This window comes from Bacteroides hominis (assembly GCF_033042785.2).
GTDB lineage: Bacteria > Bacteroidota > Bacteroidia > Bacteroidales > Bacteroidaceae > Bacteroides > Bacteroides hominis.
In genome coordinates, this window is the sequence record NZ_CP178829.1 from 5231369 (window position 1) to 5249310 (window position 17942).

The following is a 17942-nucleotide window of genomic DNA, read 5'->3' on the forward strand; positions in this document are numbered from 1 at the left end:
TTCTGTTTGAAATCCGGTCTTTCTTATGTTTTCATAGGCGTAATAAATATGGTTAACACGTCATCTATACTGAACCATGCTGATATTGATTTACGCAAAACGCCTGATTTTATCAGAGTTCCTGTAGAACTTAAGAAAGAAGAAAGACAACTGAACTTAAAGGTAAATGATGTAAACGAAAAGGAGTATTTGTAAAATGTAGTCTAAAACGAGAAAGAGATATACCTATTTTCCACCTCTGTATACTTCGATATATATCACAAGAAAAAACACATAATGGAGAGAGAAAAGATCAAATCATTGATATTAAATAGTATAGAAAACCATCTTATAAAGAAGAATTTTCAGAGTTGCAATTACGATATTTTAAAAAAAGACATGCTTAAATAAGCGTTTTATTAAAGTTATTGCTATATTTGCCACGAAAATGGACCATTTATTACGTATTTTTAAAACTGTTAACTTGATAATCTAAAAGGTAGCATCTGTATGTATTGCGCATAAAACTTTCCAAGTTCTACAGGAACTTTTCTCAAGTACTTTTGAATTTATTTATTTCCAAACAGAACCGCATATCAATAACATTTTTATAGAAAAGTATTGTAAAATAATTACTTAATCAAAGAACGTCAACGGTACATCTTTGGTAGCATAAAAACAACCCGACAGCATATTAATATCATCACATCAAGATCTTTACCCATTCTTTTTATCTTTATCAGGCTATTATTCTCTTGAATGCGAATCAATAATTGGATGAATTCTCCCAACTATTGATTCGCATGATTACTTATTTATATCAGTTGATTACCGTACCTCTTACGTCCAACTCACGGATAGCAGCCACCGTACCGTTGCCTACCCCATCAGGAATGACAAGTTTGATATAGCGTGCCGTTGATGATTTTACATAATATTTCAATGCGGCATCCTGATTGGTGAAGCCAAACTGACCAATCGACTCCCAGTTGTTTCCATCCTCACTGGCTTCAAAACGTACTACTTTAATCGGATTATTACTTCCCCGCCCACGTGGCAAGAGTTCCACTTGAGCTATCTTAACGCGGTGATTCATATCAATGATTATCTCGTAGGGGAGAGGATCGGAACCTCCTTGCCAGCGAGAATGCCAGAAGGTCTCGGCGTTTCCGTCGATCAGGTGTTTGGCATGTCCGTTATTGCTACCTTCACCCGAAGGTTCCTCGGTAGTGAACGACACGATTTTCCAGTCCGTTTTAGAAAGTTTATCTCCTTCTTTTATGATGCTATAAGCAGCATAAGTATCCTTATCTGCCCGTATAGTGGCGTCAGAAGTTACCTCTGCTATCTGTACGGGCAACATATAATTTCCCGGCAAAATGTCATCCTTCAGTTTATAAGTTGCTGTTACCTGATTTACTCCGTTCTGAAGAACCGGGGTCTCGGGTGCTACATAAGCATCGGACGGAAGCATACTGAAATAAGTGCCGTTGGCTGTGTTATAGGCATCTATCACCGACTGGCGGTTTTCCAGACGGCAGGTTATTTCCCATTTATTGGTAAACGGAACGCCGATCTGTACAGGCAACTCTTTTACGTCTGCCAGATTGATTTCTTCGACTCCGGCATTCATAATGGTTACAATCGGTTCTGAGACCTTAAATCCCAACAACAAAGCAGAACGTCCCGGAACCAAAGGCATCCCGTTGGATGTGGCACGCAAAGGCAACACATATTTCAAGTGATCGTATCCGGAAAGCTGTTGTATCTTAGCCGGATCGTAAGTAAGTTCACCTTTCAGCAGTCTTTCGTCTGCCGGAATATCGACTGTCCCTTTTGTCAGTTGATAACAATCGGCGGGCAGAAGTTCGTACGAAGTTCCATCAGCAGCATTCATCGAATCGAGCAGAGCTTTGTCCACCGAGAAACTCACCACACTGGCGGTTGATTTCAATCCTCCCTGTTGTATCCATAAATCTGCCGTATACTTTTCACCTACATTATAGGATTGCAATGTGTTGAATCCTTCCTGAGATACAGCCAAAACTCCATCGGCTTTGGAACTTACATCAAAACTGTCATCGCAACTGCTTACCGACAGTGCAACGCAAGCTGACAGTGCTATATAATTAAATCTATTCATAAGTTAGTCTTTTTATTCGTTCAAAATCACCATCCCGGATTCTGTACCAGATTCTTAGTCTTCCGCATTTCTGAGTCAGGCATCGGATATAAATACATTTTCCGGTTAAATACAATCTGACTTGCTTCCACTACACGATTGAAATCGTCAATATCATTCGGTTCGCCACGCACATTCATTCCATGTACATAACCGTTCTGACGACCTTCTCCGTTTTTATCGGCAATCATCCATCTTCTTACATCAAAATAACGTTGCCCTTCTGTAGCCAGTTCCACCTGACGTTCGCGCTGAATAGCAGCCCGCTGCAACTCCTGATTACCACGAATAGCAGGATTCAAGGTCTCTACACCGGGCAATCCTGCACGCTCACGCACGAGATTGAGGTATTTCAAAACTCTCACATCGTTAGGATTGACTTCATTGGCTGCCTCGGCATACATCAAATAAAAATCTGCCAAACGGAATATAATAGAAGGACGGAACTGAGAGGCTACCCCCGGATTGGTCAAACTGACTGAACGGTTGAAACGTTTGAAAAGCATATAACCGGTCAGCGTGGCCTGTCCTTCTTGCACACCGGAGTTTCCACCATTGTAAAACAACACTTGATTACAGCTCACAGGCCATTGACGTCCATTGAAGAAAACGGTGTTATAAAAACGAGGTTCACGATTGAGGTAACGGTTGCTGACAGACACGTTGGTATACTTCTTGGAGAAGTTATCATTCTGATCTTTGTAAGTCCCGTATCCCTCTTCCTGATAAAGTGTGGATTGCGGCAAATAAGCCGTAGCCGAAATGGGAAGCCCGTCTTTCATATAAAAAGCATCTACCAATTCCTGCGTAACTCCGGTGGAACCCAAACCATTTTTTTCACAGCGCGGAGCGATACGACGATCAAAAGCATCGCCATTCATTCCTCCCCAATCATTATTTGCCGTGGCCCAGATAATTTCGTGTGTATATTTCTGAAACAGATTATATACAGACTTGTCCGGATCAATGACAGCACCGTTGTCGTCTTTATATTCTTTATACAATTCATATCTTCCGGCCTCGGCATAATCGATAAAGTCTTTGCAAGCAGCAAGAGCTTTCTCCCACTTACCGGCATCATAATCGGGAAACAGGCGGGTACCATCCGGATTCGTCACCGCCAAAGCTTCTCTGTATCCTCCGTTTAAAAGAGGACTTGCAGCATACAGCCACAACTTGGCACGAACGGCCAGAGCAACTCCTTTGGTCGGCCAGGCACGATAATCCTTATCTTCAAAAATGGGCTCCTGAGTCAATTCTGAAGCAACTGCTGTCAGTTCGGAATCAATGTACGCTACCACTTCGTCCACCGTGTTCCGGGGTACGTCCTGATCTTCAGTTGCATCGTATATCTTGTCCTTCACCAAAATGATCGGACCGTACTGTTCAAACAACAAATAATGATAAAATGCCCGCATAAAACGTACGTTGGCTTTCATCTGCGTCAGCTCGTCTTCCAGCAACTGGTCACCCTGAGTACCTGTAGTCACGATCGGATGGGCCTTCTGCAAAAAGATATTGGCCTGACGGATGTATTTGTAGCAGTCGCCATAACGATGAAATCCCATGTTGGAAGCATTTCTATCCGAATTATTGTATTTGGAAGAGTTTCCATATCCTACGACCAGTTCATCACACATACCCGTCCAAGGATTCTTGAAAGCTCCCACATTCACGCTGTTTATTCCCGAATAGTCGGGGATACCGGCAAAAACATTGGCATACCATCTTTTTGTATACGATACGTTATCAAATACCTGTTCGGTATTCTGCAAACCTCCCGCAAGTTGTTCGGAAACTCCCAGATAGTCGCAAGAACTAACAAAGCACAATAGCGCTATCAGCAAAGTATATATAGAATTTTGCTTTTTCATCTTTCTATTTATTAATCTGTTTTTTCTTTTTAGAATGTAAAGTCTAAACCGAGTGTGAAAGTACGTGGCAGAGGATAATTCAAACCTGCGTTGGCATTACCGGCTTCCGGATCGAAATACTTAATCTTGTCCCACACAGCAAGATTATATCCCATAATATAAATACGGGCAGCCTCAAAACCAATCTTATCCATAAATTTCTTAGGAAGCTGATAACCGAACTCTATGTTTTTCAGTCGTAAGAATGAACCATCACGCAGCCACCAGGTGCTTGCCACCCGGTTGTTGGCATTATTGGCATTGTTTTTATGCAAACGCGGAATAATGACATCCTGGCTGGGATTGCTCTCGGTCCAACGGTCTAAAGCAAACGTACGGTAATTGGACTGGTCGACACCCCAGGAGAACGGGTACCATCCTTCTGAAGTAGCCCCTCCCAGAAGAACAGATGTATTGCCTGCCCCTTGAAAAAAGATACTTGCATAGAAACCCTTGTACTCGGCATTAAGGCCAAATCCATAAATAATTTCAGGGGTACTCGGGTTCCCTACTCCTCTTACCTGGTCGTAAGAGTCAATCACACCATCACCATTTACATCGACGTATTTGATATCACCCGGACCAACCAATCCTCCCAAAGTAGGACGCGGAAGTTCCGAACGAAGTTTATAGGTTTTCAATCCGTTGGCATTGGTACTGACTATAAAATCGTCCTCGGTATAAAGCCGGTCGGCAATATAAAGAGTATTTTCGCTAACCCGGGTACCGGTAACTGCTTGATAATCGTACTTCTGCGGTAGTTCATCGTATTCAAGAATTTTGTTGCGCGTAAAGGTAAATGTCCCGCGGGCGCTGAGTTTCAGTTTACCTATCTGCTGATTGAGGTTCATTGACATATCCACACCCTGATTACGTACCTTACCAAAGTTCTGCCATGGGTCTTGACGAAGTCCGCCCAACTGGGGAACAGTACGGCGTTGTAGCAAGATATCTCTACGTTCGGAACGGAAATAATCGAAAATAATATCAATACGGTTATCGAACAATCCAAGATCAAAACCATAATTCTGCTTATCTTCAATTTCCCAAGCCAGATAGGGGGCTGCAAAACGTCCTTCAACAATACCGTTACCTATTCCGTTGGTTCCGCCAGTATCTCCGATACCCTGTGTAAATCCACCGGCATTGGTCGTGAAAGTAGGACGATACAAAAAGCGTTCCTGTCCCGTTTTATCATTACCCGTACGTCCGACAGATGCTCTCAGCTTTAGTTTATTAACTATCTTTTTTACCGCTTCCGGATAGAATGATTCGTTAGAAAGATAGTAAGCGGCACCGACTGCCGGGAAAAAGCCGAAACGATTACCTTCGGCAAATGCTTCGGAACCGGTATAACCAAAGTTGCCTTCGACAAAATAGCGTCCGTCATAGCCATAAGTGGCACGGCCCACAAACCCCTGCTTACGGAAAGGAAGAGGAACATTGTGCTGTTGTGTCTCTTTCTGCATATACAGCAACATGGCCCCCACGTCATGTTTTCCAAACGTACGTTTGTAGTTGACAGACGCATCGATATAAATTTTCTTGGTGGCAGATGTCGCACTGTTTTTGGGATCCTGAATATCCGGGTTACCCGATACAACCGTAGAGAAAATCAGTTGTCCCAATTCATCACGACCAGTAGCATGATATCGTGTCGGATTATATTCACGACGGATAATCATCTCGCTGTCATAGTCATAACTTATATTCAGGTTGGCAGACAAACCTTTGGTAATGAAATCGAGTTTTTGATTGACATTTACTTTTGACTGGATACCGGTTCTGTATTCTTTTGCATAACCGGAGTTCATCAATAAGTTATAAGGGTTACGCATATTGGCATCTCTTTCCTGAGCATAAGTAGCTACTGTTCCGTCACTGTACACAGCCGGGAAAGCATAGGGAGGAGTGATCAACATGGAACGGAAAATGGTGGAAGTACCTGTTCCCGGATAATTATTAATGAGATATTGCATGGCAAGATCTACTCCTACTGTAGTAGTAGAAGATACAGCCATATCAATATTAGAACGCAGATTAAACCGGTCAATACCGATATTGGTATCATAAATCCCATTCGGTCTGTTCTTGAACAATCCGCTTTCATTAAAATAGGCACCTGATACGAAATACTTGGCCTTTTCCGTACCACCGCGTACATTGAGTGTATAACGGTGGCTGAAGGTATTCTTACGAAGAAGTTCGTCAATCCAATTGGTATTAGGGTACAGATCCGGATCATCGTTGTTACGGTAATGAGCTATCAGTTCATCAGAAAATTGAGGTCCCTCTCCATCATTGCGCAATGCTTCGTTATACAGGCTCAGATAATCGGCAGAACCAACAAATTCCGGAAGACGAGTAGGTGACGAAATCGTATGTTCTGTCTTAAAAGATATTTTAGCCTTCTCAACCCGTCCGCGCTTAGTAGTCACCAGTACTACACCGTTAGCTCCTTCCGCACCATAAATGGCAGTAGCGGCCGCATCTTTCAGTACAGAAAATGTTTCTATTTCATCCGGTTCAATATCACTCATATTTCTGGGAACTCCGTCGACAAGTACAAGCGGAGAAGTTCCTCCGGCAAAAGTACTGACTCCGCGAATCCAGAATTCGGCATTATCATAACCGGGCTCTCCGGAACGCTGGACCGCAATCAGACCTGCCACCTGACCGGCAAGGCTGTTATTCAGGCTTCGGGAAGGAACGACAATGTCTTTGGGTTTTATCGAACTCATGGATACCACCACACTCTCTTTTTTCTGTTTACCGTAACCGACTATCACTACCTCATCAAGCGCTTTTGAGTCTTCGTGCAATACGACATTGATGTTATGACGTCCTTTCACCTTGATTTCTTCGGTATTATATCCCAGGTATGAGACCAGCAAAATCACATCATCCGACGGAAGCATGACTTCATAACGTCCTTCCATATTGGTTATGGCACCGATAGCAGGATTTCCTTTTACCACTACGTTTGCACCGATGACTGACTCTCCTTTTGCGTCGGTAACGACTCCGGTAACTTTGATTTTAGCCTTCTGCTGAGGGGCAGAGGCGGATTCGGAAGTTTCTTTTTTATAAATAATGATCTGACGGTCTTTAATGGTAAATCCATTATCGGTATGTGCCAATAATTGCTCTAATATTTTTTCAACCGACTGATTAACCACATTTACACTGACTTTCCGGTTCAAGTCAATAACACCATCCCTGTAAAAGATGATAAACTCACTATTCTTCTCTATCTCCTTAAAAACCTGTAGTACGGTTTTTCCGGCAGATTGCATAGTAAAGACTTTGGTTTGCGAGTAAACACTTGAAGCATAAGCTATTTCGAATGCAAAAGTGAATAACAAAAATAAAAAAATACTTTTTATTGATAATAAAGTTCCTACTTTAGTCCTATTGGGACTAAATATTCCATGATTATTCATACATTTGTACGATTTGATTAACAAATTTGTTTTTACGTAGTTTAATCTAATCAGGGGTTGGATGATATGAGGGTATTATCCAACCCTTTCTTAAAAAATTTAAGGTCCTTGTTTCATACTATTAGAAATTACTTGGTTAATAAAAAATGATTCTCTCTGATCTCTACTTTCGCAGGTATGGTTTTACTTAACATTTCCAAAACATCCCATAAATCTTCCCGTAAATCAAGCTTACCACTACAGGTTAACCCGATCAGCCCCGAATCAGCTGTGATGTGTTTTCCATAATATTGAGATAACTTTTCGATGATTACTTCAATCTTTTCACGTTCAAAGCAATAATAGCCTTCTACCCAACTGATATATTCAGACACATCCACTGTATTTATCCGCAACTCGTTCCCTTGGTCATCATAAGTTAACATATCATTGGGGTTAAGAACTTTCTCGGGATGCTTATGTGTATCCACTTTCACTTTACCGGATACCAAAACCACCGATTGTTCCTCTGCAGAATCATAAGCACTCACATTAAATTTCGTGCCCAGCACCTCTACTTCCATCCGATTGGTCTTTACGATGAAAGGCCGGGTTTTATCAGGAGATACCTGAAGGTAGACTTCTCCATTCACATAAATCTCCCGCCTATGTGCCGCAAACTCTGTCGGATATACCACACGGGTATTAGCATTCACGGCTATTCGTGTCCCGTCGGAAAATGTTATAAAAGAACGTTTTCCGGAAGGAACTATTAACTGATTATAACCTGCGCCCCCTTCTTCATCTGCCTGAGCCGTTCCGGAATTGATGGCTATTTTACCACCCTTCTTATAGTGTAATTTACTTTCTTTCCCATCCATAACCACCTTCTGCCCTTTCGACAAGACTAACTGTATGTCATCGCTATGATCCGGTTGGGAGATACTGGCCAAACTGTAAAATGAACTTTCTTCATAAAAAGCAATAAGGGAAAAAACAAAATAACTGCTCAAGACCAACATTGATATACAGGCAGCAATACTCGCTACACGCAGGAAAATTAATCGTTTTTTTCCTCTTCTCGCTTTTTTCTCAACCGCTACCTGATAGCTGATTCGTTCCCAAAGTATTCCCACTTCATCGTCTGTCATCTGCTTTTGAGGACTTACGGCTACAATCTTTAAAAAACTTCGAGCCATATGTAACTCTTTGGCAAAATCGCTGTCTTCTTTCTCCAATCTTGCCCAAAAATCTTCACTTTGTTCCGTAGGATGCTGCATTGAGTCCAGAAAAGGTCCGTCGTCCAACAAATCAGCTGCGGTATAGTGTATATAGTGATTTCGCTCCATTTTCTTCTTTTTATAAAAAGACAGACAGAACTCTGAAATCTACTCAGTGAAAAGCGGATTTTTTTATTGAATTTCTATTACCAGCTGAAAAACAAGGAATTAGAATAGAAAGAAAAATGGCAATATACCATACATTTCACGCAATCGGGTGAGAGATCGCTGAAGTAAATTATAGGCTGACTGATAATTAAGCCCCATCAGCTCACAAATAGAACTGTAATCCAGCCCTTCAAAAAAACGATAATAGATGATTTCACGCTGTCGGGGAGAAAGCGTATTCAACAAATGGGCAACAGTATGTTTCTGAGATGTTTCATCTTCGGTCTCAATAATTTTTTCTTCTACCGACAAATCGAACTCATAATTTATATTAGAGATATAAGTGTCATGTAAACTCCCTTTATTAAAGACATTAAAGATAGAATTCCTTAACGAAGACATTAAGTAGATTTTAATATTGGCAGGAGGAGAAGAGTATTTACCTTTCTGTCTGTAGATATTCACAAAAACATCCTGGACACAGTCTTTCACCATCTCTGTATCTGTAGTAAAGCGACACCCATATTGATAGAGTTGCTGAACATATTGAGAATACAGCCATGCATAAGCATTGTCATCTCCTTCCAGAAATGACTGCCACTTCGCATTACTACTCTCAACGGGATCATTATTATACATATCGCATGACTTCTGACAATATCAGTTGCGCAAAATAAGCAAAAATTCATTAAAGGTAGTCAAGAGACCTCTCTTTTTAACTATAAAATTCCTTTATAATTGCTAATCTTCTTTCTTGTACTAATTAGAGGACAAACAAAAGCCGGCATCTATTACAGCGAAATTCAATCTCCCCTTATGAAGGAAAACCGAAGAGAACAACTCTTTCCTGAAATTTATTGTTATATTTGCATATACTAAACTTTAAAGCCTTATTCAATATGTTCAATTCATTTGGCAATATTTTCAGACTAACCAGCTTTGGCGAATCTCATGGTAAAGGAATCGGAGGAGTGATTGATGGATTTCCAGCAGGTATCACTATCGACGAGGAGTTCGTTCAGCAAGAACTGAACCGCCGTCGCCCGGGGCAGTCGGTCATTACCACTGCACGCAAAGAAGCTGATAAGGTAGAATTTCTTTCGGGCATTTTCGAAGGAAAATCTACAGGATGCCCCATCGGGTTTATCGTATGGAACGAGAACCAACATTCAAACGACTATAATAACCTGGAAAAAGTATATCGTCCGTCACATGCCGATTATACATACACTGTAAAGTATGGAATCCGTGATCACCGTGGTGGAGGACGTTCTTCTGCACGTGAAACCATTTCAAGGGTAGTGGGTGGTGCTTTGGCAAAACTCGCATTGCGTCAATTGGGAATTCACATCACAGCTTATACTTCACAGGTAGGTCCAATTAAATTGGAGGGTAATTATACGGATTACGACCTTGACTTGATTGAAAGCAATCCGGTGCGTTGTCCGGACCCCGAAAAAGCAAAAGAAATGCAGGATTTGATTTATAAAATCAAGGGTGAAGGAGATACCATTGGAGGCGTATTGACTTGTGTCATCAAAGGATGTCCTATCGGACTTGGACAGCCTGTATACGGTAAGCTACATGCCGCATTGGGAAATGCCATGCTGAGTATCAATGCTGCAAAGGCTTTTGAGTATGGAGACGGTTTCAAAGGACTCAAACAAAAAGGATCAGAGCAAAACGATGTGTTCTACAACAATAATGGGCGGATAGAAACACGAACCAACCACTCCGGAGGAATCCAAGGGGGGATCAGTAACGGGCAAGATATCTTCTTCCGGGTAGCATTCAAACCGGTAGCCACGGTACTGATGGAACAGGAAACTGTTAATATCGACGGCATCGATACCACATTGAAAGCCAGGGGACGCCACGACCCATGTGTATTGCCACGTGCAGTACCTATTGTAGAAGCCATGGCAGCAATGACCATACTCGACTATTATTTATTGGATAGAATGACACAACTTTAATAATTATTCAACGTGAACGAAATTCAGAAATATATTGCAGAGAACGAACCGATGATGATGGAGGATTTATTCAGCCTCATCCGTATTCCCAGTATCAGCGCATTACCGGAACATCATGACGATATGCTGGCATGTGCACAACGCTGGACACAATTATTACTCGAAGCCGGAGCAGATGAAGCCATCGTTATGCCTTCAAAAGGAAATCCTATCGTATTCGGACAAAAGATAGTAGACCCTAACGCTAAAACGGTATTGATATATGCGCATTATGACGTGATGCCTGCCGAACCTCTCGATTTGTGGAAAAGCCAACCTTTTGAACCGGAAATACGTGACGGACATATTTGGGCGCGAGGTGCCGATGACGACAAAGGACAAGCATTTATTCAAGTAAAAGCTTTTGAGTATCTCGTAAAATACAATCTGCTGAAAAACAATGTGAAATTTATTTTCGAAGGAGAAGAAGAAATCGGTTCACCAAGCTTGGAAGCCTTCTGTGAAGAGCATAAGGAACTACTAAAGGCCGATATCATACTGGTATCAGATACCAGTATGTTGGGTGCCGATCTTCCTTCATTAACTACCGGGCTGCGTGGTTTGGCCTATTGGGAAATCGAAATAACAGGTCCAAATCGCGACTTGCATTCAGGGCACTTCGGTGGGGCTGTAGCTAATCCGATTAATGTGCTTTGCGGCATGTTGAGTAAAGTAATTGACGCTGACGGACGCATCACGATCCCAGGATTTTATGATGCCGTGGAAGAAGTTCCACAAGCAGAACGGGAAATGATCGCCCATATTCCTTTTAATGAGGAAAAATACAAGGCAGCCATCGGTGTAAAAGAGCTTTTTGGTGAAAAGGGATACAGTACCCTGGAAAGAAACAGTTGCCGCCCCTCATTCGATATTTGTGGCATTTGGGGTGGCTATACCGGTGAAGGCTCTAAAACCGTACTCCCGTCAAAAGCCTATGCCAAGGTATCGTGTCGGCTGGTTCCGCACCAAGACCATCATGTAATCTCAGAGCTTTTTGCAGACTACTTCCGCCGAATCGCTCCGGCTACAGTGGATGTAAAAGTGACACCGATGCATGGAGGACAAGGATATGTATGCCCTATATCACTACCGGCCTATCAGGCAGCAGAAAAAGGATTTGAAATAGCCTTCGGTAAAAAACCATTGGCCGTACGTCGCGGAGGGAGTATCCCTATTATATCAACCTTCGAACAGGTGTTAGGAATAAAAACCGTACTTATGGGATTCGGACTGGAATCGGATGCTATCCATTCGCCTAATGAAAACTTCTCTCTGGATATATTCAGAAAAGGGATCGAGGCAGTTGTAGAATTTCATCTGACATACAGTAAAAAGTAAGCTTCTTATCACAAATAATAACACGGATTAAAACAGATATCAATCAGGTTCCGTTGCGACCTAAAATTGAATGCTGTTTTAATCCGTGTTATTTGTGGTAAGACTTATCATGGCAACTCAAACATAAATGTGAACGATTTACTGTCTTTGAAATCTTTCACTGCGTCTCCTGTATAAATTTCCCCGTGTGTCAAAGATAATTTCCTGATATTTGCACTCGGACTAAAATCAACCTTATTCAAATCTACCCAGAACAGATTGGGAGTCAAAGTCGACTCAAAGTAGTATACCCGATTTTTCTGATCAGAAACCGAACGCCAACGTGTGGAAGAAATATACGGCTTGTCCGGAGTTGTGATTCCGAAAGGAACAGATACATTCCGCATCACGCTCAATACACTCGGTACAGCAATATTCGCATCCGATGTCTGCGGAATAGCATGAATATAGAAAGAAGCACGCACAAAACGGTCACTTGAACGGTTGGTTCCTGGCAACATATTCAAACCGCCTACCTCTTTCCAATAATCATTCACAGCCAATTGAAGATCGTAACGGGGAGAGTTTGTCATTACTTGATATTCTTTACCTTCATGGATGATCAGGTCTCCATTGATATACTCCAGAATAGCGGAATTACCCGTTTCATCAGTGATAGCCATATGCAATGTAGATGCAGAGCCATTAGGCATGTTCGGAGCATCAATGCGGAAGGTTTGTTTACTTAGCTCTTCAACAGCTTCACGTACTGTTGCAAAGTTATCAAGCACATACTGTGTCCAAATACTAATCCCCATTACAGGGCGGGTGTCATTGGGACGGGTATAGACAGACTCCGGCAGAAACAGGAGACTGGCAACCAATCCTTTTTCATTCATGCCGTCGCAAGTACCGATATCATACCCGGTAGCCACAATGCTACCATACTTCGAAGTCCATTCTACCGTATTTCCTTTATCGTACCCTGCACGTTTGATACCACGGGGAAAAAGATATAAATTAGACTGAATATCCTCTTTCCAATCCATCGTACGTCCGGTAATCACCATATTATCCGGTCCAATGTAAACTGCACGTGTACATGCTTTCGCAGGCTGTCCACCCCAGATCAAATTGACAGCTATAGTAACCAAAGCTGCCATCATAATTTTCTTTCTCATACTCTTTTTATTAATTAAAATGGTTTTGTTATCTGCATTTAGATAACAAAACCATGGAGTATTAGTTTTATTCACAGGCAGGTACTTCCGAAATACTTCCGTACCTATGGTATTCAAAAGCAATGCTTTGCTCTTTAATATAATGTATCAACTCTACCCTTCCGTCTTTCACCGGAGGTGCTGTAGCAATATACTTGTCAGTCTGTACAGCTGCTTCGTATATTTTCACGGGTATTTCCGGTGAGCAGGTACGGATACGTTCGTATTCGGAGATACTACTGATAAATGAATCCATTGTCTCCTTCCTCAACCGACAACCTGTGTCTGCCAAAGCTTCGGTACGATCGTCCGATGGGTCATAACTAATGGTAAGTGGAGTTCCACACAACCGGGCAGCATATACTATCATCTCTGCTGTTTCATTCCTGTCATCCGGGAAAAGCCTCAATACCATACTCTTCAGTGGCAAATAACGGAACAAATTCTGTTCACCATAAAGATTATTTATATCCCTCGGCTTTGAAAATTCCTCCTGAAAGGCTTTAGTATAGCTTTGACGATAGTCGGTTTTACTATCAGGTTTATCGGCTATTTTCACAAAGCAACTGCAATAGTTCGGGCCACCTGCTTTCACTCCTCCACCGAAAGCCGAAAGTTTCATCCCGCCAAATGGCTGCCGGTTGACAATAGCCCCTGTTATACCCCGATTGATATACAGATTTCCGGCCATTAACGAATTTTTCCAGATCTTTTGTTCGGTTTCATCCAGACTCTGGAGGCCGGATGTCAAGCCATAATCCAATCCATTCACCAAATCAATTCCTTCCTGTAAATCTTCAATACAAGCCACACTCAACAACGGACCGAACAACTCGGTGCGAAAAGAGTAACTACCCGGCTTCACTCCCCACTTTACAGTAGGAGCCAGTATATATTGCTTCTTATCAATGAATCTTGGCGGCACTAACCAAGTCTCCCCAGGTTCCAGCACTAATGCTTGCAGTAATTTTTCATTTTTATTTGTTATCATAGGCCCCACTACATTGCCCGGATCCCAGACACTCCCTACTTTCAGACTGGTAGCCGCATCAATCAGTTTCTCACGGAAACTCTTATCTTCATAGACCGAACGTTCCACTAACAGCAACGAACAGGCAGAACATTTCTGTCCTGCATTGCCAAAAGCAGAAGAAACAATATTCATAATAGCATGGTCACGATCACCGGAAGCGGTAAGTATAATGGCATTCTTTCCTCCGGTCTCTGCCGAAAGTGGAGTAACCGGAGCTGATTTTGCTATACTACGGGCTGTATCTGTACCACCGGTCAAAATAATATGTTTCACTATCGGAGAAGTGGTAAGCAGCTTCAAAGCCTCCCGATCAGTTATGATCACTTGCAATGCTTCTTTGGGTACTCCCGCATCCCAAAAAGCTTTGGCAAACAACCAAGCCACCGGAGCTGCCACCGTAGCAGGTTTCAGTATAACAGTATTTCCCCCGGCCAGGCCGGCAACAATGCCACCTATGGGAATGGCACAAGGAAAATTCCATGGAGAAATAACCAGTACAGTCCCCTTTGCTGTTAAACTAACATCACCCAATTCCGAAAAAGTTCTCATCGTTGTAGTATAAAAACGTGCATAGTCGATTCCTTCAGATACTTCTACATCCCCTTCAACAACTGTTTTTCCGGTTACTGCACACATACAGCCTATCAAATCTCCCCTCATCTCCGCCAGATTATTGGCAGCAGCATACATCATCTTATGCCGGTCTTCCAATTTGGTTTTTCTCCATCCGGCAGGATCGGCTTCGGCTATAGAAAGTATCCGTTCCACCTGCTCCGCATTGGCCTGTGACATCTCACATATACAAACATCCTCTTCCTGGCAACGATCCAGATATTTATAACGTTTCTCCGTAATTATATTTTCAGTTCCAATTTGCAATGGAATAATTTCGGGCACATCCTCTTTCGACTTTTTCCATTTGGCAAATATCTTCTCCACCCACTCCTGGTTTTGCTTCAGGTCGAAATCTGTATCCGGCTCATTTTCCATTCGGTCTGAAGGCATAGCCGGCGTATAAGGTTTATTCCGATCCTGTACTCGTGGCGAAGTATGAGTCAGATGATCTTTCATCGCATAAGCATCTTCAAACTGTTGAGCCAGAAAGTTCCAGGTATCGGTATTCGGCTTCAAATTGAACGAATGGGTCAGAAAATTATCAGGAGCCGTATTTTCATCCATACGCCGCACCAGATAAGACACTGCATTGAGGAAATGTTCGTCTTTCACAACCGGAGTATAGAGAATCACCCGGTTACCTAACATAGACTGTGCACGCCACAAATGATTGGCCATTCCTTCAAGCATCTCAAACGTCATATAGTCTGATGTACCCAATTTCCGGCTCAACAAATAGGCATATGCTATAGAGAACAGATTATGCGAAGCAACTCCCAAATGAAGCACTTCAGCATTTTCGGGTTGTAAGCCACGCTCCAACAAATGCAAATAATTGGCATCTACTTCCGTCTTTGACGGGCGTACCGGATTAGGCCATCCACGAAGTGAAGAAATAACGGTTTCCATTTCCAGATTACAGCCTTTCACCAGACGCATTTTGATAGGTGCCCCCCCGGATTCTACCCGTGCTTTGGCAAACTCAAGCAACTCAGTCTGCAAATCATAAGCGTCGGGCAAGTATGCCTGAACGACAATACCTGCCGAATAATTTTTAAACTCGGGTTTGCTCAGCACCTCTTTAAACAGGCGCATAGTGAAATGTGCATCTTTATACTCCTCCATATCAAGGTTGATAAACTTAGCACGTTTCAGCACGTCTTCGTCTACATATGGATTATCGATCGCCTTTTGATAAAGAGCAGACATGCGTCTGACCAATTCAGGAAAACTCTCCCGATAATTCAATGCATGTGTCTGAGCATAGATGCCGGAGATTTTAACCGATATATAATTTATATCCGGAGATTCCAAAGCTTCCAGATAATGATGATACCGATGATCAGCCTCTCCATTACCCAAAACCACTTCCCCCAACAAATTGACGTTTTGTCCGATCTTCTCTTTAAAACGGGTCGCTAAATGTTCTGTCAGGTTCGGACGCGATTCGTCAATAATCACTTTAGAGGTATCCGTACGCAATCGCTTCTTGATAATAGGGATAGCGATAAAATCAAAATGATGTCCGAAAGCCTGATACATTTTAAAAAGAAAAGTATCCCTTTTATTTAGAAATTCAGGAACTCCATATTCATCTATCAGTGTTTTGATTCGTTTGGCAAGTTTCTTCCGGTCACGTATCTGGGAAGATTCGTCCAGCATTTTCACCAGGAATTTTTTATCTTGAGGACGCTGCACCATTACGGCATATTTATGTTGCTCACGACGCTCTTCACTTGTAATGGTTGCTTCACAGGTATTGTAGAGTTTCAGTACCCATTCGTTTACTTCAGCAATAGTTGGTCTGTCCATAAGAAATCAATGTTAAAGTAATGTATTGAATCAGAAAATAATCTCAACTTACAATTACAGAAACATGGTAGGGCTGAACATAACGGCACGATAGCGATGCAAAGTCTGCAACGCTTGCTGTGAAAACCGGTCAAAAAGCAGATATCGGTCCATAATAGTATAATTTAAGGAGGTGTGTATCTGCAAATATATAGATATTTTCTAAGAATCAATGCTCTTTGGGCTATTTTTCCTGAATCAGAAAATTACATTCCTTTTTTGATACCCGCTTTGATTAACAATGCGTTCACCGGATAGGATAAGATAAAACCAAAAAGCATGGCAATCTGCATCATAAACCAAAATGTCCAGGATGTTTTCTCAAGAGGTGCATCTGTAAAAAGTACAAAAGTAACAACAGCCATCCAACCATACATACCCACCTGCCAGGCTAACAATGAAAAGAAATCGGCCTTAAAGGCACGCGAAACAGCTTTACTAAAAGAGATTTTCTCCATTTCACGGATTGCGGCAAATTGAAAGAAAACGCCTATAACCAATGCTAAAACAAAATCAAGTACCCAGCTGCCTGCTATCAAGCTCCCCCCTATCCGTAGAGGTACCCAGTAAGTAAACCATTCTCCAATAAGATCTGCCAGCGTGCAACCCGCCCCGCAATGAAAAGCAGACAAAGTGATGGACTGCCATTTGGGACGCATATCAGGCATGTCCATCTCCATCGGCATTTTCATATCCATCTTCATACTTTCTACGGGAGCCACTTCTACCATGCTATCTTTCCGGATACCAAAAGTATAATAGGCAAACAACGCAAAATAATGTCCCCACAGCCCGGTAAGCACCCAGACTATATTCATTATCTTCATGGATTGTTTGTGAAATATTACATTAATTGCCAGAATAAGGGCTATGATAAGACCGGCACATACGAAAAAGCAAGATACTGCATTGAAGAACATTGTATTCATAAGGCTCATTATTAATTGATAAGTGGTATTAATAACGAGCCTTTTGCAAAATAGTTCAGTTAAAATTATGTATTAACA

10 protein-coding genes are annotated in these 17942 nt (G+C 42.0%); 2 read left to right on the plus strand and 8 right to left on the minus strand.

What is annotated here, in order from left to right; genetic code table 11:
- Positions 1-799 precede the first annotated feature (799 nt).
- The 5 genes from R3O62_RS22025 to R3O62_RS22045 form a co-directional block, all read right to left on the minus strand.
- Positions 800-2122, minus strand: coding sequence for a BT_3987 domain-containing protein (locus R3O62_RS22025; protein ID WP_044302074.1), 1323 nt, complete (start codon positions 2120-2122; stop codon positions 800-802).
- Positions 2123-2148: 26 nt separating this feature from the next.
- Positions 2149-4035, minus strand: coding sequence for a RagB/SusD family nutrient uptake outer membrane protein (locus R3O62_RS22030; RefSeq protein ID WP_005821692.1), 1887 nt, complete (start codon positions 4033-4035; stop codon positions 2149-2151).
- 29 nt (positions 4036-4064) lie between these two features.
- The gene (locus R3O62_RS22035; protein WP_032539732.1) at positions 4065-7517 is read right to left on the minus strand and encodes a SusC/RagA family TonB-linked outer membrane protein; all 3453 of its coding nucleotides are present in this window, start codon (positions 7515-7517) and stop codon (positions 4065-4067) included.
- Between the two features lie 128 nt (positions 7518-7645).
- Positions 7646-8845, minus strand: coding sequence for a FecR family protein (locus R3O62_RS22040; RefSeq protein ID WP_005808401.1), 1200 nt, complete (start codon positions 8843-8845; stop codon positions 7646-7648).
- Between the two features lie 99 nt (positions 8846-8944).
- Complete coding sequence (locus R3O62_RS22045; RefSeq protein ID WP_005781354.1) at positions 8945-9523, minus strand: RNA polymerase sigma factor; 579 nt, start codon at positions 9521-9523, stop codon at positions 8945-8947.
- A 260-nt stretch (positions 9524-9783) separates the two neighbouring features.
- Here R3O62_RS22045 and aroC point away from each other — a divergent pair, with 260 nt between their 5' ends.
- Together aroC and R3O62_RS22055 are read left to right on the plus strand one after the other, a co-directional pair.
- Positions 9784-10860: a chorismate synthase gene (aroC, locus tag R3O62_RS22050; RefSeq protein ID WP_005808404.1), complete on the plus strand. Its 1077-nt coding sequence runs from the start codon at positions 9784-9786 to the stop codon at positions 10858-10860.
- 12 nt (positions 10861-10872) lie between these two features.
- Positions 10873-12237, plus strand: coding sequence for a dipeptidase (locus R3O62_RS22055; protein WP_032531999.1), 1365 nt, complete (start codon positions 10873-10875; stop codon positions 12235-12237).
- A gap of 107 nt (positions 12238-12344) precedes the next feature.
- On the opposite strand, the gene R3O62_RS22060 is transcribed toward R3O62_RS22055, so the two are convergent.
- The 3 genes from R3O62_RS22060 to R3O62_RS22070 all read right to left on the minus strand — a co-directional run bounded on the left by R3O62_RS22060 (position 12345) and on the right by R3O62_RS22070 (position 17864).
- Positions 12345-13397, minus strand: a complete 1053-nt coding sequence (locus tag R3O62_RS22060; protein WP_005781360.1) for a linear amide C-N hydrolase — start codon at positions 13395-13397, stop codon at positions 12345-12347.
- A 67-nt stretch (positions 13398-13464) separates the two neighbouring features.
- Positions 13465-16896, minus strand: a complete 3432-nt coding sequence (locus R3O62_RS22065) for a bifunctional proline dehydrogenase/L-glutamate gamma-semialdehyde dehydrogenase (RefSeq protein ID WP_317472515.1) — start codon at positions 16894-16896, stop codon at positions 13465-13467.
- A gap of 245 nt (positions 16897-17141) precedes the next feature.
- Entirely contained in the window at positions 17142-17864 is a 723-nt protein-coding gene (locus R3O62_RS22070; protein ID WP_005808413.1) for a DUF4396 domain-containing protein, read from the minus strand.
- Between the last annotated feature and the right edge of the window lie 78 nt (positions 17865-17942).